This is a genomic window from Actinoplanes sp. NPDC051861 (genome assembly GCF_040681145.1).
Lineage (GTDB): Bacteria > Actinomycetota > Actinomycetes > Mycobacteriales > Micromonosporaceae > Actinoplanes.
The window spans coordinates 1-20,657 of sequence record NZ_JBFAYE010000011.1 but is presented as its reverse complement, the minus strand read 5'-3'; the positions used below and the strand labels follow the sequence as shown (position 1 = coordinate 20,657).

Annotated in this window: 22 protein-coding genes; 7 read left to right on the top strand and 15 right to left on the bottom strand. The window is 72.1% G+C overall.

Annotation, left to right across the window (positions count from 1 at the left end; translation table 11 throughout):
• The first annotated feature begins 15 nt into the window (after positions 1 to 15).
• Positions 16 to 1,041, top strand: coding sequence for a hypothetical protein (locus AB0M02_RS26375; protein ID WP_364231133.1), 1,026 nt, complete (start codon positions 16 to 18; stop codon positions 1,039 to 1,041).
• On the opposite strand, the gene AB0M02_RS26370 is transcribed toward AB0M02_RS26375, so the two are convergent.
• Positions 998 to 2,278 carry an alpha-hydroxy-acid oxidizing protein gene (locus AB0M02_RS26370; protein WP_364231131.1) on the bottom strand — a complete coding sequence of 427 codons (1,281 nt, stop codon included), beginning with the start codon at positions 2,276 to 2,278 and terminating at the stop codon, positions 998 to 1,000. The genes AB0M02_RS26375 and AB0M02_RS26370 overlap by 44 nt on opposite strands.
• An 81-nt stretch (positions 2,279 to 2,359) precedes the next feature.
• Between AB0M02_RS26370 and AB0M02_RS26365 the strand changes: the two genes are divergently transcribed.
• Positions 2,360 to 3,025, top strand: coding sequence for a TetR family transcriptional regulator (locus AB0M02_RS26365; protein WP_364231129.1), 666 nt, complete (start codon positions 2,360 to 2,362; stop codon positions 3,023 to 3,025).
• Positions 3,026 to 3,069: 44 nt separating this feature from the next.
• A complete protein-coding gene (locus tag AB0M02_RS26360; RefSeq protein ID WP_364231127.1) occupies positions 3,070 to 4,095 on the top strand; it encodes an EAL domain-containing protein in 1,026 nt (341 codons plus the stop codon).
• On the opposite strand, the gene AB0M02_RS26355 is transcribed toward AB0M02_RS26360, so the two are convergent.
• From AB0M02_RS26355 to AB0M02_RS26345, 3 genes are all read right to left on the bottom strand, one after another.
• The gene (locus AB0M02_RS26355; RefSeq protein WP_364231124.1) at positions 4,038 to 5,216 is read right to left on the bottom strand and encodes a CehA/McbA family metallohydrolase; all 1,179 of its coding nucleotides are present in this window, start codon (positions 5,214 to 5,216) and stop codon (positions 4,038 to 4,040) included. The genes AB0M02_RS26360 and AB0M02_RS26355 overlap by 58 nt on opposite strands.
• 15 nt (positions 5,217 to 5,231) lie before the next feature.
• Entirely contained in the window at positions 5,232 to 6,434 is a 1,203-nt protein-coding gene (locus AB0M02_RS26350; protein ID WP_364231122.1) for a spermidine/putrescine ABC transporter substrate-binding protein, read from the bottom strand.
• A gap of 102 nt (positions 6,435 to 6,536) precedes the next feature.
• Positions 6,537 to 7,373 carry an alpha/beta hydrolase gene (locus AB0M02_RS26345; RefSeq protein ID WP_364231119.1) on the bottom strand — a complete coding sequence of 279 codons (837 nt, stop codon included), beginning with the start codon at positions 7,371 to 7,373 and terminating at the stop codon, positions 6,537 to 6,539.
• Between the two features lie 102 nt (positions 7,374 to 7,475).
• Here AB0M02_RS26345 and AB0M02_RS26340 point away from each other — a divergent pair, with 102 nt between their 5' ends.
• Together AB0M02_RS26340 and AB0M02_RS26335 are read left to right on the top strand one after the other, a co-directional pair.
• Positions 7,476 to 8,423: a helix-turn-helix domain-containing protein gene (locus tag AB0M02_RS26340; protein ID WP_364231116.1), complete on the top strand. Its 948-nt coding sequence runs from the start codon at positions 7,476 to 7,478 to the stop codon at positions 8,421 to 8,423.
• An 8-nt stretch (positions 8,424 to 8,431) separates the two neighbouring features.
• Positions 8,432 to 8,926, top strand: coding sequence for a GyrI-like domain-containing protein (locus AB0M02_RS26335; RefSeq protein ID WP_364231114.1), 495 nt, complete (start codon positions 8,432 to 8,434; stop codon positions 8,924 to 8,926).
• Positions 8,927 to 8,938: 12 nt separating this feature from the next.
• Here the strand turns inward: AB0M02_RS26335 and AB0M02_RS26330 are convergent, their stop codons facing one another.
• The 4 genes from AB0M02_RS26330 to AB0M02_RS26315 all read right to left on the bottom strand — a co-directional run bounded on the left by AB0M02_RS26330 (position 8,939) and on the right by AB0M02_RS26315 (position 11,993).
• Positions 8,939 to 9,898, bottom strand: coding sequence for a phosphotransferase (locus AB0M02_RS26330; protein WP_364231634.1), 960 nt, complete (start codon positions 9,896 to 9,898; stop codon positions 8,939 to 8,941).
• 45 nt (positions 9,899 to 9,943) lie between these two features.
• Positions 9,944 to 10,591 carry a PilZ domain-containing protein gene (locus AB0M02_RS26325; protein ID WP_364231112.1) on the bottom strand — a complete coding sequence of 216 codons (648 nt, stop codon included), beginning with the start codon at positions 10,589 to 10,591 and terminating at the stop codon, positions 9,944 to 9,946.
• 88 nt (positions 10,592 to 10,679) lie between these two features.
• Positions 10,680 to 11,072, bottom strand: coding sequence for a nuclear transport factor 2 family protein (locus AB0M02_RS26320; protein ID WP_364231110.1), 393 nt, complete (start codon positions 11,070 to 11,072; stop codon positions 10,680 to 10,682).
• A gap of 9 nt (positions 11,073 to 11,081) precedes the next feature.
• Complete coding sequence (locus AB0M02_RS26315) at positions 11,082 to 11,993, bottom strand: LysR substrate-binding domain-containing protein (protein ID WP_364231109.1); 912 nt, start codon at positions 11,991 to 11,993, stop codon at positions 11,082 to 11,084.
• Positions 11,994 to 12,099: 106 nt separating this feature from the next.
• Here AB0M02_RS26315 and AB0M02_RS26310 point away from each other — a divergent pair, with 106 nt between their 5' ends.
• Complete coding sequence (locus AB0M02_RS26310; RefSeq protein ID WP_364231106.1) at positions 12,100 to 12,693, top strand: LysE family translocator; 594 nt, start codon at positions 12,100 to 12,102, stop codon at positions 12,691 to 12,693.
• Here the strand turns inward: AB0M02_RS26310 and AB0M02_RS26305 are convergent.
• Both AB0M02_RS26305 and AB0M02_RS26300 read right to left on the bottom strand, forming a co-directional pair.
• Positions 12,690 to 13,487: an SAM-dependent methyltransferase gene (locus AB0M02_RS26305; protein ID WP_364231104.1), complete on the bottom strand. Its 798-nt coding sequence runs from the start codon at positions 13,485 to 13,487 to the stop codon at positions 12,690 to 12,692. The two genes, AB0M02_RS26310 and AB0M02_RS26305, sit on opposite strands and share 4 nt — an antisense overlap.
• A gap of 44 nt (positions 13,488 to 13,531) precedes the next feature.
• A complete protein-coding gene (locus AB0M02_RS26300) occupies positions 13,532 to 14,434 on the bottom strand; it encodes an NADP-dependent oxidoreductase (protein WP_364231101.1) in 903 nt (300 codons plus the stop codon).
• A 107-nt stretch (positions 14,435 to 14,541) separates the two neighbouring features.
• Here AB0M02_RS26300 and AB0M02_RS26295 point away from each other — a divergent pair, with 107 nt between their 5' ends.
• On the top strand, positions 14,542 to 14,952 hold the full coding sequence (locus AB0M02_RS26295; RefSeq protein ID WP_364231099.1) for a helix-turn-helix domain-containing protein: 411 nt from the start codon (positions 14,542 to 14,544) through the stop codon (positions 14,950 to 14,952).
• Here AB0M02_RS26295 and AB0M02_RS26290 read toward each other — a convergent pair.
• From AB0M02_RS26290 to AB0M02_RS26270, 5 genes are all read right to left on the bottom strand, one after another.
• Positions 14,945 to 15,835 carry an FAD-dependent oxidoreductase gene (locus AB0M02_RS26290; RefSeq protein ID WP_364231632.1) on the bottom strand — a complete coding sequence of 297 codons (891 nt, stop codon included), beginning with the start codon at positions 15,833 to 15,835 and terminating at the stop codon, positions 14,945 to 14,947. The genes AB0M02_RS26295 and AB0M02_RS26290 overlap by 8 nt on opposite strands.
• 2 nt (positions 15,836 to 15,837) lie before the next feature.
• Positions 15,838 to 16,002 (bottom strand): hypothetical protein, encoded by a 165-nt coding sequence (locus tag AB0M02_RS26285; protein ID WP_364231097.1) that lies wholly within the window; start codon positions 16,000 to 16,002, stop codon positions 15,838 to 15,840.
• Positions 16,003 to 16,012: 10 nt separating this feature from the next.
• A complete protein-coding gene (locus tag AB0M02_RS26280) occupies positions 16,013 to 16,999 on the bottom strand; it encodes a nitroreductase (RefSeq protein WP_364231095.1) in 987 nt (328 codons plus the stop codon).
• A 116-nt stretch (positions 17,000 to 17,115) separates the two neighbouring features.
• Positions 17,116 to 17,949, bottom strand: coding sequence for an SAM-dependent methyltransferase (locus AB0M02_RS26275; protein WP_364231093.1), 834 nt, complete (start codon positions 17,947 to 17,949; stop codon positions 17,116 to 17,118).
• On the bottom strand, positions 17,946 to 20,375 hold the full coding sequence (locus tag AB0M02_RS26270; RefSeq protein ID WP_364231090.1) for a LuxR C-terminal-related transcriptional regulator: 2,430 nt from the start codon (positions 20,373 to 20,375) through the stop codon (positions 17,946 to 17,948). The genes AB0M02_RS26275 and AB0M02_RS26270 overlap by 4 nt, the downstream gene beginning before the upstream one ends.
• Positions 20,376 to 20,657: the final 282 nt, after the last annotated feature.

Here is a 20,657-nt window from a genome sequence, read left to right as displayed (position 1 = left end):
ACCTATGATCTTGCGATGTTCTCGCGCCTGTTCCGCAAGGAGCCCGCACAGCCCGCGGGCCCGCCGCCGTTCGACACAAACCCGGCGCTGGACGACCACGCGCTGCGCGACGCCATGGCCCGGGTGGACACCGGCGACTGGACCGCGGCCCGCGACGTCGTGGCCGCCGCCGGGAACAACTGGGAGCTGCGCGGCCGCCGGCGGACCCTGCTCGCCGGACGGGCGACGGAGAACGAATCCTGGCTCTACGCCTGGCTGCGGGCCGCGCCGGACGACCCCGACGCGGTGCTGATGCAGGCCCTGCTGCTGAACATGCGGGCCGGCGAGGCGCGCGGCTCGGCGCCGGCGGCTCAGACCAGCCGGGAACAGTTCCAGGCGTTCGCGGCGCTCTCCGACGCGGCCGCCCAGGTCAGCCGCCGGGCGATCGCGCTGGCCGGGCCGGACGACCCGGGGCCCTGGATCGAGCTGCTGGACTCGATGTTCGCCGACGGCCGGGGGGACAGCCAGGAGTTCGCCGAGACGCTGGCCGAGGCCCGGCGCCGGGACCCGTTCAACTTCGATCTGAACGTCACGCTGGTGAGCATCTACTGCCAGAAATGGTACGGCTCCCACGAGCAGATGTTCTCGGTCGCCCGCCAGGTCTCGGCCGCCGCCCCGCCCGGCGCGACCGCGGTGATGATGCCGTTCCTGGCCCACTTCGAGTACGCGATGCGCGAGTTCAGCTGGAACAAGGCGACCGCGCAGTCCCTCGCGGACGTCGCCATGTACTTCCAGCGGCCCGAGGTCCAGGCCGAACTCGACGCGTGCACGGCCAAGTGGCGGGCCGGGGCGCACACGCACGGTCCCGGCCGCCCGATGACCATGCGGAACTGGCTGGCCCTGTACTACTTCCTGTCGAACCGCCCGGCGGAGGGCCGGGCGGTGTTCGCCGAGATCGGGCCGTACATGGGTGGCACGTTCGCCTGGGAGTACTTCCTCGGGCCCGCGGAGAACGGCTTCACGCTGGCCTGGCGGTTCTGTCACAAAGCATCTCCCGCGTGATGCCGGCCAGGTCGCTGACCCCGGTGAGCGCCATGGTCAGGTCCAGCTCGGCGATCACGTTGGCGATCACCTGCTCGACACCGGCCTGCCCGGCGATCGCCATCCCGTACAGGTAGGGGCGGCCGAGCAGCACCGCGTCGGCGCCGAGCGCGATCGCGGTGAACACGTCGGCGCCGCTGCGGATGCCGCTGTCCATCAGCACGGTCCGGTCCGGCCCGACGGCCTCGCGGACCGCGACCAGGGCGTCGAGTGCGGCGATCGCGCCGTCGACCTGCCGGCCGCCGTGGTTGGAGACCACCACGGCGTCCACGCCCAGATCGAAGGCGCGGCGGGCGTCGTCCGGGTGCAGGATGCCCTTGAGCACCACCGGCAGCCGGGTGCGGTCCCGGACCGTGGCGATGTGGTCCCAGCTCAGCCGCGGGTTGGAGTAGATGTCGAGGAACGTCTCGACCGACGCGCGGGGCCGCGGTGAGCGCAGGTTCGCCCAGAACGAGCCGGGGTGGTTGCGGACGATCGAGAGCAGTGAGCGGATCGCCGCGAGGGTGACCTGCGGGCGCGGGCCGGTCGAGGCCGGGCGGGCGTCGGCGAGTTCGAGGAACCGGGGGTCGGAGGTGTACTGGCCGATGCCCAGGCCCTGCGCGAACGGCAGCGAGCCGAGGTTGAGGTCCTGCGGCCGCCAGCCCAGCACGGTCGTGTCCAGGGTGATCACCAGGGCACCGGCGCCGATCGCCTCGGCTCGCCGGATCAGGCTGTCGACCAGGCCCTCGTCGGTGCTCCAGTAGAGCTGGAACCAGCGCGGGCTGTCGCCCATCGCGGCGGCGGCCTGCTCCATCGGGGTGCCGCCCTGGTTGGTGAAGACGTAGGGGATGCCGGTGGCCGCCGCCGCGCGGGCGGTGTGCAGGTCGGCGTCGAGGTCGACGAGTTGCCCGGCGCCGACCGGGGCGAGCAGCACCGGCGCGGGCAGCCGGGTGCCGAGCAGCTCGCGGGAGAGGTCGCGCTCGGCGGCGCCGCGCAGCATCCGCGGCACGATTGCCCACCGGTCGAAGGCCTCGCGGTTGTTGCGCATGGTGCGGCCGAGTCCGGCACCGCCGGCGACGTAGGCCCAGGCCTTCGCGGAGGAGGCTTTGCGGGCCCGGCGTTCGAGCTCGGCGAAGTCGGTGGGAACCGCCGGCCTGCGGCCGATCACGCCGGCCCGGTAGATCTCGTTCTGCCGGGCGCGTCCCGCTCCTGCCGACATGGCACTCCTCAGATGTACGGGTGAACGCCCACACCTTAGAAACAAGTCGCACGACTTGTAAATGCCAGGCACACTTGTCCGGTGCCGACCACCACCCGCCGCAGTCAGGCCGAGCGCCGCACCGCCACGGTCAGCGCTCTGCTCGACGCCACTCTGCAGAGCCTCGTCGAGGTCGGCATCGCGGCCACCACCACGCGCGGGGTCGCCCAGCGGGCCGGGGTCAGCCAGGGCGCGCAGCAGCACTACTTCCCGACGAAGGCGCTGCTGGTCGACGCCACGATCATTCAGGTGATGGACCAGTTCGTGGCCGATCTGCGGGCCGCCTCGATCACCGGCGGCACCGAGCGGGAGCGGCTGCACCGGCTGCTCGACGCGCTGTGGCAGGCACACCAGCGGCCGGTCATCGCCGTGGTCCACGAGGTGTTCACGCTCGCCCGGACCGACCCCGAGACGGCCCGGTTGCTCGCCGCCACCCTCACCACGGTGCACGAGGACATCGTCGCGCTGGCGAATGAGCTGCTTCCCTCGTACGCAATGGGGGTTGATCTTCGTGGTGCGGTCCTGATGACGCTCGCCGCGGTGAGGGCGACCGCCCAGGTGGCCGCGATCCCCGGCACCGCGGCCGCCGCACCCGCCTGGCCCGCCCTGCGCACCGCGCTGGCCCGCGCCTTCGTGCCGGAAGGCCCGGAAGGCCCGGAAGACCCGGAAGGCTGGGAAGGCCCGGAAAGCTCGGAGACCGCCGGATGATCCGTGGCCTCAAGCGGCCGCCGCGGGTGCCGAAAAGCAATCCCGTGCGCAGGCCCCCGGAAGATCTGGCGACCCGCCGGCTGATCGCCGCCGTCATCGTGGTGCTCGGCGTCAGCATGCTGCTCACCATGATCACGTCGATCTGGGAGTGGGAGGACGTCGTGCTCGACGGCGCGGCGGCCGAGCCCGACGAGTGGCTCGCCGTCGTGGCGGTCTGCTGGCTGCCGTTGCTGGCCGTGCTGCAGGTGCGCCTGGTCCGCTACTACCTGGACGCGACCGCCGACCGGCGCGGGCACAGCGCCCGGCAGGAGATGCTGCGGAAGCGGATCAGCGGGCTGTTGCGCGACGACGCCGGTGTGGAGGTCGTCTTCCAGCCGATCGTGGACATCACCGGCCGCCGGCTCGCCGGGGTCGAGGCGCTGTCCCGGTTCCCGGGCGAGCCCTACCGGCCGCCGAACGTCTGGTTCGACGAGGCGTGGGAGGCCGGTCTCGGCCCGGAGCTGGAGTTGCGCGCCGTCGCCGCCGCGTTCGAACGGCTGCCGGAGCTGCCGGACAGCGCCTACCTGTCGGTCAACGTGGCGCCCGGCACCATGCTCGACCCCCGCTTCCTGGCCCTGCTCGACGGCCTCGGCCACCACGCGTCGCGCATCGTCGTCGAGCTCACCGAGCATGCCGTGGTCGACGACTACACCGCGATCACCGGCGTGGTCGAGCAGCTCCGATCACGCGGCGCCCGCCTCGCCGTCGACGACGCGGGCGCCGGGTACGCGACCATGCAGCACATCCTGCGGCTGCGCCCGGACATCATCAAGCTCGACCGGGCCATCGTCGACCGCGCCGATCAGGACCCGGCGCGCCGGGCCCTGATGGCGGCGATGGCCGCGTTCGCCGCCTCCCTGGACACCACGGTGATCGCCGAGGGAGTGGAGACCGCCGAGGAGGTCGAGGTCCTGCTGGAGACCGGTGTGCGCCTGGCGCAGGGCTACTTCTTCGGCCGCCCGGGGCCGATGGGTCAGGCGGTCAGCCACCACGGGCTCGAGTACGCGACACCCCAGTCGTTGCACGGGTGACCGGACGGGCCGGGTGACGCGTTCGCCTGGGTGGGGTCGGAGACGCGCAGCACGACCCAGGAACCGTCCTCGGCGTCGAGCGGTACGGTGAACTCGGTGATCCGCCCGGCCTGCGTCTCGATCACGTCGGCGACCGCGGGTGCGGCGGTGCCGGGGCGCAGGACCTGGATGTTCAGCGGCTTGCCGGCCCACTCCGGGCCGCGGTCGAGGTCGACCACGAAGCGCACGTCACCCTTGGCGAAGGGCAGGCTGCCGCCCATGCGTACGCCGGAAGCCGTCGCGTCCAGACGCAGACCGCTGACCCGTGTCGCGAAGAACCGGCGGTCCCGCAGTGCCGCCAGCACCCCGTTGCGGGTGTTCTCCACGGCCCACACGCCGGTGCGGCCCTTGCCCTCCGGGTAACCCCACTCGGTGCCGTGCTCGTCGGTGACACCGGTCAGCCCGGTGCGCCAGCCCGCGTTCAGGCATGCGGTCAGCGGTGAGGTCTGGCCGCTCGACCAGCCGTCGAACAGGTAGTCGTCGCCCCGGTTGAACATCTCCAGGCCGACCATCTGCTCGCGCAGGGCGGCGTTGTAGGCGAAGTTGTTGAACCGCAGGATCTCCCGGCCCGGGTGGTTGAAGCCGCCGATGCCGCCGGTCCGGCCGAGCCAGTCGTAGAGCCGGTTCATGCTGCTGGAGCCGCCGAGGTCGGTGAAGCTCCCGGTGTACCAGACGTTGACGTGGCCGAGCAGCGGGTGCGACCACTCGAAGCCGCGCAGGGCGGTGTAGACGCCCGGCACGTTGGCGGCGTCGGCGAGCTGGCCGGTGCGGTTCCACTCGGAGGACGACAGGCCCTCGATGGCGAACAGGGTGGTGTGGTCGGTCAGGGCGGCCACGTCGAGGCCGGCCGCGCGCATCGACTCGAAGGCGCGGGCCGGGTCGCCGTCGCCGTCCGACATGAGGGTGTGGTTGTGCAGGTCGGCGTGGACCAGGCTGGTGCCCTGGGTGATCGCCGAGGCGCGAGCCGCGCCCTGCGCCTCGTTCTGAGCGATGGTGGTGGTCGCTGCTTCCGCGGTCCCGGGAGCGGCGGCGAGCATCAGCAGGCCGCCGCTGCCGGCGAGGAGAGAACGTCTGCGGGTCATTGACCCATTTGACTATTACCCGAGCACGATCGGATCGAAAATCTTCGAGAAATCCTGCTGTTCCTCAGCCGTATTGAAGTCGACGTAGTAGTGCAGCTTCGCGTAGTCGGCGTCGCTCGGGAAGACGAGCTCGTTGTCGGCGACCGTCGTCTTCTCGCGCGCCGCCGGGACCGGGCAGACGTAGTTGATGTACTCGGCGAGCGAGGCCGCGTTCTCCACCTCGTAGAAGAAGTCCATCAGCATGATGGCGTCGACCGGGTTCGCGGCGGTGACCGGGATGGCGAAGTTGTCGGTCCAGATCGTTCCGCCCTCCTCGGGGATCACGAACTTGAGGTTCGTGCCCTCCGAGAGGTTCTTCTGGAAGATGTCACCCGACCAGGCCTGGGTGATCCACACCTCGCCCTTGCCGAGCGCGTCGACGTACTCCTGCTGGTAGTACTTGCGCACGATCCCGGCGTCCCGCTGCTGCTTGAGCTTGGCGGCCGCCTTCCTCCACTCGGCCTCGCCGGACTCGGCGGGCACGCTCCCGGTCGCCAGCAGCCCGAAGTTCGCCAGCTCGGTGACGTCCGACATCATGCCGACCTTGCCCTTGAACTCCGGGTCCCACAGGTCGGCCAGCTTCGTGATCGGCCGCTTCACCTTCTCCGGGTCGTACGCGATACCGGTGATCCCGGACGCCCACGGCACGCTGAACACGTTGCCCGGGTCGAACGCCTCCTGGCTGTACTTCGCCGCGGCGTTCTTCGTGAAGTTGGGCAGCCGGGCGTGATCGAGCGGCGCCAGGAACCCGGCCGACCGGAACTGGCCGAACTGGATCCCGTTGGTGATCACCATGAGGTCGTACCCGATCGGCTGCTTCGCCGACAGCTGCGGCTGCACCTTGGCGAACCACGGACCCATCTCCTGGATGACCTCGTCGTAGTTCACCGTGATGCCGGTCCGCTCGGTGAACCTGGTCAGCTCGGGCCGCTCCGGGTCCATGTAGAGCGGCCAGTTCGCGAAGTCGACCCGGCCGTTCTGAGCCTTGCCGTTCCAGAACGTCGCGATCGTGCTGCCGTCCAGGCTCGCCGCCGGCGCGCCCTTCCCCTCGACCCCGCAGGCGGCCAGGGCGGCGCCGAGCGCGGAGAGACCGCCGAGACGGAGAGCGTCGCGGCGGCCGAGACGTCGCTGGGTGAGGCCGCGCAGAAGGGACGGGTCGGCGGTGGTGCGGGAGAACATCGGACTCCGATCCTGATCTTGACGGACGGCCGAGTCTAGAAGTCTCGCTGTCAGTCCCGGATCAGCTTTCGGGCCTTACCTGATGTGTCCTTGACCACCACCTCAGCGGAAGCGTTCGACGAACGTCAGCGCGGTGTCGCAGACCTCCCGCCACCCGTTGTCGATGGTCAGCGAATGACCACGGTCCTTGATCTCGACGATCTCGGTGACGCCGGCGTTGTCCCTCTGCTGCTTGTAGGAGGCGTTGGCGATCGACCACGGCACCGTGTGGTCCCTCTCGCCCGAGATGATCAGAAGCGGCCCGCGCTCGGGGTTGCCGGTGTCGACCTTCGCCTCCGTCCACGGGTTCAGGTTCGCCGTGGCCGCCTGGAACAGCGGCTCACCCGACGCCGGCACCGCGTACGTCGCGTACAGCTCGCGGGCCTCCTCCTCGCTGACGGCGTTCGCGAAGCCGTACCGGAACTGCTCGTAGGTGAGCGGCACCGCCCGGTGGTAGTTGGCCGGGTTGCCGATCACCACACTCGCCACCCGCAGCGCCGAGATCGGCAGCGGCAGCACGCCCCGGAACGGCGCCGGGTCGATCGCCACCGACGCCGCGGACAGTCCACGGCCCGCCAGGATCTGGGTGAGCAGGCCACCGAACGAGTGCCCGACCACCGCCGGCGCCCGGTCCAGCCTGCCGATCAGGTCGGCGAAGTGGTCGGCTACCTGCCCGACGCTCTTGCGGGCGAACACCTCCGGGTGCGCGTTCGCCTCCTCGACGGTGTCCGGGTCGTCCGGCCAGCCGGGCACGACGGGGGCGTATCCGGCGGCGGCGAAGACATCGGCCCAGCGTTGCCAGCTGGAGGGCAGCAGCCACAGCCCGTGGATGAAGACGACGGGCGGCCTGCCGCTCACGTTGGCGGCCTCGATCTGCGCGAGGTCGGTCTGCAAGGTCATGCCGGGAGCGTAGGGGCGCGGAGTTGGTGCACAGCGCACATCTCATGTGCGTGCGGGACCGCCCGGTTGTGCCCGCACGACGCGGCATGCCACCGTGATCTCGTGCAGGCGACGCTCGACACCACCGCGCTGGCGCCCGGCGACCGGGTGGAGGCGGTCCGGGACCTGGTCTGGGGGAGTGTCGTCCGGGTCGACATCGCGCACCACCTCGCCGCCCCCGAGCTGTCGGTCTCGCTCGCGCTCGGCCAGTGCGGCGATGTCGGCGTGTGCACGACCAGGGCAACCGCGACCACGGTACGGCGTACCGCGCGGCTGGCACGTGAGGACACCGAACCGATGGTCTTCCTCGGGCTGCAGCGCACCGGCAGCAGCCTCGTCGTGCAGCACGGCCGGGAGGCGCTCCTGCGTCCCGGTGAGTTCGCCGTCTACGACACGGCGTCGCCGTACACCCTGCTCTTCGACGACGGCATCGACGCCACCTTCTTCCGCGTCCCGCGCGCCGCGCTCGCCCTCCCCGACGCCGCGTTGCGCTCGGCCACCGCCGTGACGATCGGCGCCGGCAACCCGCTGGCCGCGCTCACCGCCTCGTACCTGACCCGGCTGGCCGGCGACCCGCTGATCCGCGACGGCGTGGCCGCGGCAGCCGTCACCGCGCCCACGCTCGAACTGATCCGCGCCGTGCTCACCGTCCAGCTCGGCGCCCACCGGCTCAGCCGCGCACCCCTCGAGGGCACGCTGGCCACCCGCGTCCTGGCCGACATCCGCGCCCACCTTACCGACCCGGACCTGTCCCCGGCCGGCGTCGCCGCCCGTCAGCACATCTCCGTCCGCTACCTGCACCGGGTCCTGCAGCGCTCCGGCATCCGCTTCGGCTCGTGGGTCCGCGACCAGCGGCTCGAGGGCGCCCGCCGTGACCTGCGCAGCTCCGCGCTCACCGGACTCACGGTGGCGGCGGTGGCGCGCCGGTGGGGTTTCGCCGACGCGGCCCACTTCAGCAAGGCGTTCCGGGCCGCGTACGGCATGTCCCCGCGGGAGTGGCGCTCTGCTTGAATGACCCGGTGGAGACCATCGCGGGACCCGGAGTCGTGACCAAGTCCGCACGCGACTACGCGGGCATCCGGGTGGTGACGCCGTTCCGCGGGATGTTCGCCGTGCGCGACGAGCTGATGGCGGAGCTGTACGCCTGGCTGGACGAGCGGGGCGTTGCGCAGGGCAACACGTTCTTCCGGCTGCACGTGGTGGACATGGCCGGGCCGATGGACGTCGAGGTCGGCGTGCTCACCCCCGACGGCGAGCCGGTCACCGGTGACGGCCGGGTGCGTGCGGGAGTGCTCCCGGAGGGCCGCTACGCCGCGCTGACGTACGTCAACCACGGGCGGCGGGCCAACGGCACGCTCATCGACTGGGCCCGTGCCAACGGGCTGGAGCTGGACGTGGCCGAGGACCCGGCCGGTGACGCCTTCGGGTGCCGCTACGAGGAGTACCTGTCGGATCCGCGTACCGAACGGATGAAGACCCGCTGGCGCATCGAGCTGGCCATCCGCCTGGTGTAGGCCGTCCCGGCGTCAGCTGCCCCGGAGAGCGAGCGCCCGGGAGACGGCTGACCGGCCCCAGCCGGTCGGGTCGTCGCCGGGCGGGACCATCGCCAGGGCCTGCCAGAGCAGGAGGATGTCCAGCCAGACCTCCTCGGCCGGGGTCAGCGGGCGCTCGGACCGGTAACCGGTGAGGAATGCCGCGTGGACCTCGGGCGGCACCGGGCCCCAGTCGTGGTACCGGGTGCCGAGCAGGACCGCCGCGCGGGCCAGCTCGACGAGCCGGTGCTCGGGCTGGGCCTCCTCGAAGTCGATGATCGCGGTGATCTCGCCGCGGGCGCACAGGATGTTGGCGGAGCGGAAGTCGAAGTGGACGAGCTGGCGGGCGGGCCGGTCGGGCGGTGCGCCGGCGAGCAGCCCGCGCAGCGTCTCACGGGCGGTCACCGGGACATGACCGGCGCTGGTGCCGAGCCAGCCGGTGATCCGGGCCGTCAGGGGCTTGGCGGGTACGGCGAAGGTGGGGAGCTGATCGGCGTCCGGGTACGCGGCCAGCGCGTCCTGCAACCGGGCGAGCGCGGCTCCGGCCATCCGTACCTGATCGAGGTCGGTCGTGTCGAGGAGCTCGCCCACGATCTCGCGCTGCAGGCCCATCGAGACGCGGCCGGCTTCGACCTGGAGGCGGCCGTCACGAGCGGGCGCCGGTGCCGAGACCGGCAGCCCTCGGCCGTGGAGCCAGTTGGTGAGGCGCGCCGTCCGTGCGAGCCGGTGGAAGCGCTCGGGCACCACCGACCACTTCGCGAGCAGCCGGCCGGACGGCGTGCCGACCCATGCCAGCGCGTTGCCGGAGCTCATCACGATCCGGTCGCAGGAGTCGACGCGAACGCCCCAGTGCTCGTCCAGCATCGCGGCGACCCAGCGTCCCGCCGACTCCTCGTCGGTGAAGCCGAACCGGCGGTCGAGAGTGTGGTGAGGGTCGTCCGGCTCCCACAGCATCTCCAGCACCGGCGTATCCCATCACAGGGGCCGGCGAGGATCCATTCAGGATTCCTGGCGCAGGCGGCGTTCGTTGATCTCCCAGTTCATGACGTAGAGGCGGATCATCTGGGCGAGGCTCTCGCCCACGTCGAAGGTCAGCACGATGTGCTGGCCGGGGTCGCCGTGCGGTGCCTCGCGGACCGTGAGGACCGTGCCGCTGACGGCGACGTCGCCCGCGGCGCCGAGGGAGACGGTGGCGTCCATCGGGTCGCCGGGGGCGAGCGCCGTCGGCACGTCGACCCAGCAGCGCAGGCCACCCTCGCTGATGTCCAGCAGGGCGCCCTCGATCGCGGGGCCGCCGGCCGTGAGGCGGACGGCCGCGCCGCCTCCGCCGCGCACGTACTCCCGGCGGTTGCTCTGGACCGGGTTTCCGGTCGGCGCGAGCGTCCAGCGGAACGGGCCGCCGGCGGACATGGCGACCAGGCGTGAAGGGAGCACGATGCGGGTACGCGGCGGCGCCCAGAAGACGTCGAAATGCTGTCCGGGCTGCAGCTCAGCGGGACCGTTCGTCTCGAGCGGGGCGCCGACGGTGAAGGTCGCGCCGTCGATCGACTCCAGGCGCGAGCGGAAGTTCACACCCTCGCCGAGAACGAGGTACATCGACGTGCCGACGGCCGGCAGCTCGGTGGCAGCAGAGACGGCAGTATTCATGGGAGACACCTTGCGCAGAGGATCCGGTCAGGTGCCCTCATGTTCGGCCGCGGGCGCGGAAACGTAAGTGTTTTGCAGCGACCGGGTCTCAGCCGGCCATGGCCTCGCGCTGGATCTGCTCGAACTGATCGGCCATCGCGGCGGCCAGCGTCTGCGCGGCGGAGAGCGGGCGGACCATCACCGTGAACTCGTCGATCAGGCCGTCCGCGTTCAGGTGCAGGAAGTCACAGCCCTCGACGGCCACGTCACCGATCCGGGCCTCGAACACCAGCGCGTGGTCGCTGCCGCCGTCGCCGCTGAGCTCCCGCACGTACCGAAAATCCTCGAAGACCCGCAGCACGCCGCGCAGGATGGCCGCCGTGATCGCCTTGCCCGGATAGGGCTTGAACGCCACCGGGCTGCGGAACACCACGTCATCGGCGAGGGTCGCGGCGATGGCGTCGGGATCGCGGGCTTCCACCGCGGTGCGAAAGTCGATCATCCGGCCAGTCTATGGCCCGGCCCGCTTTCCCAGAGCCTCGGCGATGCAGCGCAGCAGATGCTGGACGGCGGGGGAGCGATCGCCGGTGCGGGTGGTGGCGTGGATCTGCCGCGCCAGCCCCTGCGGGTGAGAGATCGGCAGGTAGGCGAGACCACGCTGCGGCACGGCGGCCAGTTGCGGCACCAGCGACACCCCGAATCCGGCCGCGACCATGGCGAGCACCATCTGGTAGCTGTGCACGCGAACGCTGATCCGGGGTTCGAAGCCGGCGGCCCGGCAGGCCATCTCGGTCGCTGCCTGGAAGCCGGTGCTGGTCAGTGCGGCCACCCAGTCCCGGCCGGCGAAATCGGTCAGCGACACCGGCTGCGGATTCCCGGGAGAAAGGCTTTTCTTGGGTACGGCGAGCAGCATCGGTTCGCGGTAGAGCGGCCGCTGAGTCAGGCCCCGCAGGTCGGGCCGGGACAGTGGCGCGTAATCGTGGGTGACGGCGAGGTCGATCTCACCGGCGCGAACCAGGGGCAGCGACTGGTCGGACTCGAGTTCGGCGAAGTGCAGCTCGACACCGGGACAGCGGCGCCGGAACGCGGTCAGGGCCGGTATCGCGAAACTCGTGCCGGCGGTGGCGAACGCGGCGACCCGCACCGTCCCGCCACGCAGCCCCGCCACGGTCCGCACCGCGCGTTCGGCCTCGGCGAGCGAGGCCAGCACCGGATCGGCGTGCTCGGCGAGGACCCGGCCGGCCTCGGTGAGCCGCACGCTGCGCGCCAGCCGTTCGAGCAGAGGTGTGCCGACGTCCCGCTCGAGTGCCGACAACTGTTGTGAGGCTGCGGCGGCGGTGCAGCCGGCCCGGGCGGCGGCTCCGGCGATGGTCCCGGTGACCGCGACATCCCGGAGCAGGCGCAGGCGTCGTGGGTCGAGCATAAGCAAACCCTATGCTCAGCGATACGAGCACGCATTGATCTTGTTCTTGGTGCCGTGTCAGGTTGGGCGGGTGCCTCTTGACCCGCACCTGCTCGCCGCCTTCGCCGTGGCCACCGTCGTCGCGACGCTCGCGCCCGGGCCGGACATGTTGTTCGTGCTCAGCTCCGGGATGCGGGGCGGTCCGCGCGCCGGGCTGCTGGCCACGGCCGGGATCGCCACCAGCGAGGCGATTCACGTGCTCGTCGCGGCCGCCGGGCTCAGCGCGCTGTTCACGGCGGTGCCCGCGGCGTTCACCGTGCTGCGGATCGTGGGCGCTGTGTACCTCACTTGGCTGGGCGTGCAGATGATCCGCCGGCGCGGCGACCTCACCGTCGCGGTCGGTCAGGACGCGAGGATCTCGGGGCGCCGCGCGTACGCAATCGGGGTTTTGACCAATCTGACGAATCCCAAGATGATTGCCTTCTCAGTGGCGTTCCTGCCCCAGTTCGTCGATCCGGCACGCGGTTCGATCGGGGTTCAGTTCGCCGCACTCGGCGCCGTTCTCATCCTTCTGGAATTCGTGATCGACGGCGCGCTGGGTGTCTTCGCCGGACGCATCGGGACATGGCTCCGGCAGCGCGGCAGCCTGCGGCGGCGCATCGACGCGGCGACGGGCGGGATCCTGATCGCGCTGGGCGTCCGGCTCGCGGTGGAGCGCTAGGGTTTGCGGCCCACACCTCCGAAGGCGTCGATGTCCAGCGGAGTGTCGACCCGGTCGTCGGTGTGCCAGCGAGGACAGGGGACCACGCCGGGCTCGACCAGTTCGAGGCCGTCGAAGAAGGAGGCGATCTCCTCCGGGCTGCGCAGCTTGTACGGCATCGCGCCGGTCTCGTTGTAGTCGTCCTGGGCCTCCTGGATGGCGGCGCTGACGACGCTCGTGCCGTCGTTCAACGACAGGTAGCTGCCGGGCGGCAGGGGATCGAGCAGTTCGCGGATGATCGCGCGGGCCCGGTCGGTGTCGTCCACGTGCCCGAGCACGCCGCTGAGGATCAGCGCGACCGGCCGGTCGAAGTCCAGGATCTTGCGGGCCTCGGCGAAGATGGCCGCCGGTTCGCGCAGGTCGGCGTCGATGTACTGGGTGACGCCCTCCGGTGTGCCGGTGAGCAGCGCACGGGCGTGTGCCAGCACCATCGGGTCGTTGTCGACGTACACGACACGGCTCTCCGGAGCGACGCGCTGCGCGACCTGGTGCGTGTTGTCGGCGGTCGGCAGGCCGGTGCCGACGTCGAGGAACTGGCGGACACCGGCCTCACCGGCCAGGTATTCGATCGTGCGGGTCAGGAACTGCCGGGACGCCCGGGCCACGTCGACGACGCCCGGGAAGACCTGGCGATACTGCTCGCCGGCCGCCCGGTCGACCGCGAAGTTGTCCTTGCCGCCCAGCCAGTAGTTCCAAATTCGAGCCGAGTGCGGCACCGAGGTGTCGATCGCCGGATCGAAGTTCGTCTCGTCCACGGTGGACAGTTTGTCGTCAACACGTGCCCGCCGTCGACCCCGGTTCAGGGGACGATGACGACGCCGCCGCGTACGCCGCCCGAGGCCAGCCGGTCGTGTGCGGCCGCCGCGTCCGCGAAGGGGTACACGCCGGCGACGCGGAGCGGGATGTCGCCGCTGGTGACGAGCTTGACGAGTTCGCTGAGCCGGGACCCGTCGGGCAGAACCTCCAGCGCGAACGTGCGGATGCCGCGCACCGGTTCCGGGCGGAGCGGCGGGGACGCGGCCACCCAGCCGCCACCGTCGCGGACCAGGTTCAGCAGCGACGGGCCGGCCACCGCGAGGTCGACGACCGCGTCGTAGGTACCGGTAGGCGTCTCGGAGCGGGCCAGGAACGTGGCGCCCAGCGACTCGACGAACTCGCGGTCGCCGGCACCGGCGAGCCCGGTGGCGTGCAGGCCGGCCGACCGGGCCAGCGCCAGGAGGAACCCGCCGACCTGCCCGGCGGCGCCGGTGACGAGCACCGACGAGCCTGCCGGGAGCGCGAGCAGGTCCAGGGCCTGTGCGGCGGCGAGGCCGTTGGTCGGCAGGGTCGCCGCCTCGGTGGCCGGGACGCCGGTGGGCGCCAGGGCCAGCCAGGCGGCGTCGAGGACCACGTACTCCGCGTGGGTGCCGGTGGTGGTCCGCAGCCACGGCGAGAAGCCGACGACCTCGTCGCCGGCCGTGAACTGCCCGGCCGACGGGCCGGCCGCGTCGACGGTGCCGGCCACGTCCCAGCCGGGTGTGTAGGGCAGGCCGGCCGGCAGCGGCGCGGGGAACCGGCCGGAGCGGACCATCAGGTCGACCGGGTGCAGCACGGACGCGGTGACGCGTACCCGAATCTGCCCCGGACCGGGCTCCGGCACCGGCACCTCGGCCACGTGCAGGACCTCGGGGCCACCGAACTCTGAGTAGCGGACTGCGCGCATTGCCGTCTCCTTCGTGGGACTTTCTCGATCACCACGAACGTACGATTGCTGGGCACCGTGAGAAAGTAGGTACCTTGGAGTGCCTAGGGCACCAGGGGAGGGCAACAATGGCCACAACGACCGCCGCGCAACGCCGTGAACAGGCCAAACGTGACTACGACGCGTTCCTGGCCGGCTGCCCGACGCGCGAGCTGCTGACCAGGCTCACCGACAAATGGGTCGCGCTGGTCATCCCGGCGCTCGCCGACGGCCCGAAACGGCACGGCGAGCTCGCTCAGCGCATCGCGGGCGTCAGTCAGAAGATGCTCACCCAGACCCTGCGGACCCTGGAACGCGACGGACTGATCACCCGGACGGTCACGGCCTCGGTCCCGGTCCGGGTCGACTACGAGCTCACCCCGCTCGGCCACGAGCTGTTCCCGGTGATGGTCGCGATCAAGAACTGGGCGGAGGCGCACATGGACCGCGTCTTCGAGGCGCGCGCGTCGTTCGACGCGCGGCCTCAGACGGTCAGCTGAGCAGGGCCCGGGCCACGGCGCGGCCGGACAGCCAGGCGGTCTGGACGCGGGGGCGGCCGAAGGCGTCGCCGCATAGCCAGACGCGGCCGTCCACGGCGTGGGTGGATTCGGACGGTTCGGGCTGGGCGAAGGTCCAGCGGTGCACGGCGATCTCGGGCTCGGCGGACAACCCGAGAAGATCACCGACGGCGCCGGCGAGGACCGGACCGGCGGCCTCGGGACGGTCCAGATGCTCGGCGGCCAGCGCGGCGGTCGAGTGCGCCACCAGGACGGGTGCGCCGTCGCCGCGGCGGTCGCCGTCGTCGCAGACGGTGGCCAGGGTGGGATGGTCGTTGACGAAGGCGCCGCGCAGGTCGCCCCACTCGCGAGCGGGATAGGTCAGCACCGCGGCGATCACCGGCCGCCAGGTCTGGGCGCGGGCGGCCGCGGCCACGGCGGGCGGCGGCGACAGGCGCAGGGCCTGGGGACCCGGCATGGCGAGTACGACCGCGTCGGCATCCTGGGGAATCGCGTCGAGCTCGGTGGACAGCCGGACGTCGAGGCCGCCGGCGAGATCGGCGGCCAGCGACCGCAGGCCGCCGGGCGCCGCCCACCGCGTCGGCCCGGCCACCGCGGCGCCGCCGGGATAGACGCGCAGCGTGTCCGTCCACGGCCGGGCGATTCCCCGGGCCCGCCAGGACTCGACCAGCGCGGCGAAACCGGGGTCGTCGGCGACCAGGTAAGCGGCGCCGATATCGGTGTAGCGCCCGTTGTAGCGCTTGCTCGCCAGGCGGCCACCGACCACCCGGCCCCGCTCGACCACACGGACCCGGGCACCGGCGCCGGCCAGCGCCCGCGCGCAGGAGAGCCCGGCGATCCCCGCCCCCACCACGACAACGTCCACGATCAAGCCGGTTCGGTGGTCCAGGGCTTCCCGGCGGCGGCTCGTTCCGCGCTACGCCCGGGTGCCAGGTCGAGGACGTCCATCTCGCCGAACGCACGGCGGTCCATGCCGGTCGCGTCGGCCGTGGGCGCTTCGGTGAGGGCGCCCTCCAAGACCTGGATCTTCACCTCGATCACGTTAGTCGTCGGTGAGGATGACGTCGCTGGGTGGGCGGCGCGGTGACGGTGGCACGGGCTCGTTCGACTCCACGTAGCCGAGGCGCACGATCAGGTAGGGCTCGCCGGCGTCCGGCAGCAGGCGCGTGAGCAGCAACCGTGGCCAGGCCACCTCGACCGCCTCGCTGATCGGTGCGGTGGCCAGGCCCTCCGCGGTGGCCCGCAGCAGCAGGGCGGACATGGCCTCGCCGCCGCGGATCAGGTCGGCGGGCCGGTCCGAGGCGCCGAAGATGATGGCGTACGTGGCGCCCTCGTCCTGGTCGGCGCCCGCGAGCAGGGCGGAGGAGCCGTCCGGCAGGAAGTTGCGGACCGGTACGCGGCGCAGGCTCGGCCCGACCGCGGTGTTGGGCGGCACGCCGTCCCCGGTCCAGGCGGGACGGTGCGTCCACGTGGTGAGTTCGGAGCGGTGCGCCGGGTCGAAGTAGTTGGCGTCAGCGGCCAGGTCGACCGAGATGGCCAGTTCGGGCACCCGGTCGTCCGGCACGACGTGCAGGCGGGCGCCCTCCGCCTCGACGAGCTCGCTGAGCCGGGTGAGTGTCTTCTCCTCGACCCTGCGGTCGCCGAAGGCCCGGCGGTCGGTGCGGCGCCGGCTGATCGCGGCGGCGAGACTCCGCGCGACCGGGTCGGGTTCGCCGCGGCCGAGCACGCGGAGGCGCGCGAGCAGGTCCGGGCGCCAGTCGTCGGGGAAGCGCTGCACCTCGAAGTCCCAACCGGCGGCGGCCAGCGAGATCCGGGCGTGGTGCAGGGCGCCGCCACAGCTGAGCAGCAGGAGCCGGCCCTCCGCGTCGGTCACCCCCAGGCGGCGGCTCGGCTCGGAGGTCAGTTCGAGCACGTCCCCGCGGATCCGCCAGCGCCACGGCTGGGTGTTGAACACCGACGGCGCCCGCAGGGAGGCGCGAGCGGCCGACTCCAGGGCGTCACGCGCTTCCGCACTGCCCACCACGTCCATTCTCAACACCTCCGAGAGTCGCGCTTGCCCCCACGGTGGCAGGTCATTGCGGCGCCCGGTCAGGGTCAAAAGGCCCATCGTGTACGGAGGGCGCGCGGCGCGGCGAGTGGGTTCGCTCAGGACGGTGGGCGGTCGGCGATTGTCACGCGCTCGCCCGGGAACACGTCCAGCGACCGGCCGAGCGGCCGCAGCAGGAGCTCCTGATAGTCGTCGGCGCCGGCGTCCTCGCGTACGCTGAAGCCTTGCTCTTGAAAGCGCTGAGCGATCTCCGCCGGATCGAAGGCGGTGTGCCAGTGCAGCCGCCGTGCCCAGCCGGCGTTGCGGGGATCGGCCTGGACAGTCCTCGGCAGATAGGTCAGCACGAACCGGCTGCCCGGCGGAAGGCTGCCGGCGTACGCGAAGAGGCGGTCGGCGGCACTGCCCGGCAGATACATGGAGACCGCCTCGCAGAGCACGAGCGCCGGCGTGGTGAGGTCGGCGCCCGCAGCCGTCAGGACGTCGGCCGGCCGCTGCGTGGTCAGGTCGATCGGGGCGTACGTGACGTGGCCCGGCGGTGCCGGCAGCACCCGTGCCAGCGCTGCCTTCTTCTCGGCCTGCACCGGCGGCAGGTCCAGCTCCCACACCCGGGCCGCGGCCATCTCCGGCATCCGGTAGGGCCGCGTGTCCATCCCCGCACCGAGCAGCACCACCTGCCGGAGTCCATCGGCGAGCGCTTCGCGGCACGCGTCGTCGATCAATCGGGTACGGCAGACGACCGCACCGTAGAAGCCCGGCCCGGCCCGGTTGAGGAGTCGCAGGAAAGCGCCGCGCAGCACCCGGTTCGCCACCATCGTGGCCTGCCATCCGGTGAGCAGCCGTTCGGCGAGCGGGTCGTCAAAGAGCGGCTGCCGGGCACGCCCCTCGATCGCCCGCATCACACCGGCGCCGCTCGCGGTCCTCGTCTCGTTCACTGGATCAGGTCCAGCTCGCCGGCCCGGATGACGGCCTCGCGCCGTCGCGCCACGCCCAGCTTCCGGTAGATCGACCTCATGTGGGCCTTGACGGTGTTGACTGAGATGCCCAGTTCGTCGGCGATCTCGTGGGCGGCGAGCACTGTCGGCAGGAACCGCAGCACCTCGAGTTCGCGTTCGCTCAGCGGCTCGGGGAGGGTCTGCTCCGGCTTCGGGTTGCGCAGGTGTTCGGCGCCGAGCACCCGGAAGTGCCGGGTGATCCCCTCCGGCTCGGCCAGTGCTGCGGCGCGTGCCGCGGCAACCTTGGCGCGGGCCGTGTCGCCGCGCGCCTCGGCCGACAGCGCGAGGACGATCCAGGCGGAGACCGCGCCGAGCGGGCCGGTGCCGATGGTCGCGCGGGTCAGCAGTTCCTCGCCGCCCTCCTGATCGCCGAGGGCCAGGCGTGCGCGCCCGAGAACGACCATCTCGTGCGGTGACAGGGCGGTGGCGTCGCCGAGTCTCTCCACCACCCGGGCCGGCGCGGCGGCGAGCAGGTCGATCTCGCACTGCACGCCGTCGAACCACCGTGCGATCAGCGGCGCCCGCAGTGACGGGACCGCCTCCGCGCGGGCCTGGCGCAGGGCGGACGTCGCAGCGGCGTGGTCGCCGGCCGCCAGCGCCATGTGGACGCGGATCAGCATGGCGACGACGGCGAAGGTGGCCTCCGGCGGGTCGGCCTCCGAGCGGCGGACGTTGCGGAGCAGGGTCTGCGCCTCGGCGAGGCGGTCGCGTTCCACCTCGACCAGCGCGAGAGCGAGATAGGCGGCGGTGGCCTGCACGGTGCCGGTGGCGCCCAGTTCCTCGGCCTGCTGAAAGGACGCGCACGCCAGCCGCTCGGCCTCGCTCAGGAACCCGTCGAAGTAGGCGAGCAGCGCCAGATGTCCCTCGGCGTTGGCCGCGGTGAGCGGCATGCCGAGTTCCCGGGCCTCGGCCATGCCGTCGCGCAGGTGCCGGTAGGCGTCCTCGATCTGCAGGGTCCAGATCAGGCCCATGCCTTTCATGATCTTTGCGACGGCGGCGATCTGCGGCGCGATCGGCAGGACACGGGGATCGGTGTCGCGCATCCGGTCGAGGATGCGGGTGGTGGCCGCGACCAGGGCCGGCATGTCGCCGGTCATCCGCATCACGGCACCCGCCTCGAAGACGTCGAGCATGCTCGCGACGGCCAGGTGCTCGGTCCCGGGGCGGCCGGCCAGCAGTTGCCGGGCGCGCTCGACCAGGATCCCCACCTCCTGGAAGTCGCCGTCGAACCCGACCAGCATCGCGGCGCAGACGATGAACTCCGGGGTGGTGAGCATCAGCTCCGGCGGTATCCGCCGCAGAGCGCCGGCGAAGACGGGCCGGTATGCCGACAGGCTGAGCCCCGGCGCCAGCGTGACGACCAGGTGGCTCACGAAGTCCCAGTCCTCGGCGTCGGCCGCGTGCCGCAGGGCCTCGGCGGCCATGTGCCGGCCCGCGTACCAGCGGGCGGCCCGGGCGTGCAGTTCGGTGACCTGGTCCGGCGCCTCGCGCTCCAGCATCCGGCGCGCCTCGGCCCGCAGCTCACCGTGATAGCGGTCCCCGCTGAGCAGGCCGGTGCTGCGGTCGAGCGCCGCCAGGATCCGGCGGCTCCCGGTGGAGCCGGTCAGCGCGTCGGCGAGTCCGGGGCTCACCTCCTCGACGATGCTCGTCCGCATCAGGAACCGGCGTACCGCCGTGCTCTGCTTGGCGATCACCTCGCGGGCCAGGTAGTCGCCGATGGCCTCGTGCTGGCCCGCGGCCAGGCGCAGGGCGAGCGGCCATCCCTCGGCGAGGCGGGCCAGGGCGGCCGCGTCGGTGGCGGGCGCCAGAAGTGGGATCAACGCGGCCGCTTCCGGCTCGTCGAAACGCAGGTCGCCGGCGCCGATCACGGTCAGCCCGCCCGCCGAGCGGGGAATGTGTAGCGGCAGGTCGGGCGTGTCGCGGCTGATCAGGACGAGGTGCAGGCCGGGCGGCCGGCGGCGGACCAGCCCGGCGAGTACGCGTACGGCCGGTGAGCCGGCGATCGTGTGCAGGTCGTCGAGGACCATCGGCACCGCGCTGCCGAATCCGGCGGTGAGCCGGCGCAGCCCCGCCTCGTCGGAGACTCCGAACCGCCCGGCCGCCGGGGGCTGCGGGAACGCGGCCTTGAGCGCGGCCGCGACAGCCGAGCAGAAGGCGGGTACGGTCGCGTGCCGGCGGCTCAGCGTCAGCCAGGCCACCGGGTGGAGCCGGCCACCGGCCCAGTCGGCGGCGAGCGTGGTCTTTCCCCAGCCCGGCCCGGCCTGGATCAGGGTCACCGCGTGCCGCGCACTCTCGTCGAGCAGGGCGTTCAGGCGCGGGCGGACCAGGTGGGGCTCGGCTGTGGCGGGCCGCTCCGTGGAGCTCATCCGGCCACCCCCGTGGTCGATCGGGGCGCGACTGGGCACACGGGTGCGGCCGTCACGCCAACGGCACGAGGCACCATCTTCGCATCGAACTTGATCATTTGACGTCATCCGCGGGGAATGAACGCGGATCGCGAGGTTGGCACGTCGGATTGTTGACAGGGTGGGTGGGGGCCGGTGGCCATACGCTCTAGCTGTTGTGACCGAAGACGTTGTTCACACGGCCAGTCGAGTGATCGGTGGGTGTCCTCCGAGGGCTGAGTGGCTGCGTGCAGTGTTGTAGTA

What these genes read in the sequence shown, in the direction of transcription:
- AB0M02_RS26345 (WP_364231119.1), bottom strand. Translation starts at nt 7,373, where the DNA reads ATGACCTTGCAGACCGACCTCGCGCAGATCGAGGCCGCCAACGTGAGC.
- AB0M02_RS26320 (WP_364231110.1), bottom strand. Translation starts at nt 11,072, where the DNA reads ATGATCGACTTTCGCACCGCGGTGGAAGCCCGCGATCCCGACGCCATC.
- AB0M02_RS26270 (WP_364231090.1), bottom strand. Translation starts at nt 20,375, where the DNA reads ATGAGCTCCACGGAGCGGCCCGCCACAGCCGAGCCCCACCTGGTCCGC.
- AB0M02_RS26325 (WP_364231112.1), bottom strand. Translation starts at nt 10,591, where the DNA reads ATGAATACTGCCGTCTCTGCTGCCACCGAGCTGCCGGCCGTCGGCACG.
- AB0M02_RS26355 (WP_364231124.1), bottom strand. Translation starts at nt 5,216, where the DNA reads ATGACCCGCAGACGTTCTCTCCTCGCCGGCAGCGGCGGCCTGCTGATG.
- AB0M02_RS26280 (WP_364231095.1), bottom strand. Translation starts at nt 16,999, where the DNA reads ATGGACGTGGTGGGCAGTGCGGAAGCGCGTGACGCCCTGGAGTCGGCC.
- AB0M02_RS26350 (WP_364231122.1), bottom strand. Translation starts at nt 6,434, where the DNA reads ATGTTCTCCCGCACCACCGCCGACCCGTCCCTTCTGCGCGGCCTCACC.
- AB0M02_RS26295 (WP_364231099.1), top strand. Translation starts at nt 14,542, where the DNA reads ATGGCCACAACGACCGCCGCGCAACGCCGTGAACAGGCCAAACGTGAC.
- AB0M02_RS26300 (WP_364231101.1), bottom strand. Translation starts at nt 14,434, where the DNA reads ATGCGCGCAGTCCGCTACTCAGAGTTCGGTGGCCCCGAGGTCCTGCAC.
- AB0M02_RS26370 (WP_364231131.1), bottom strand. Translation starts at nt 2,278, where the DNA reads ATGTCGGCAGGAGCGGGACGCGCCCGGCAGAACGAGATCTACCGGGCC.
- AB0M02_RS26315 (WP_364231109.1), bottom strand. Translation starts at nt 11,993, where the DNA reads ATGCTCGACCCACGACGCCTGCGCCTGCTCCGGGATGTCGCGGTCACC.
- AB0M02_RS26375 (WP_364231133.1), top strand. Translation starts at nt 16, where the DNA reads ATGTTCTCGCGCCTGTTCCGCAAGGAGCCCGCACAGCCCGCGGGCCCG.
- AB0M02_RS26330 (WP_364231634.1), bottom strand. Translation starts at nt 9,898, where the DNA reads ATGCTGTGGGAGCCGGACGACCCTCACCACACTCTCGACCGCCGGTTC.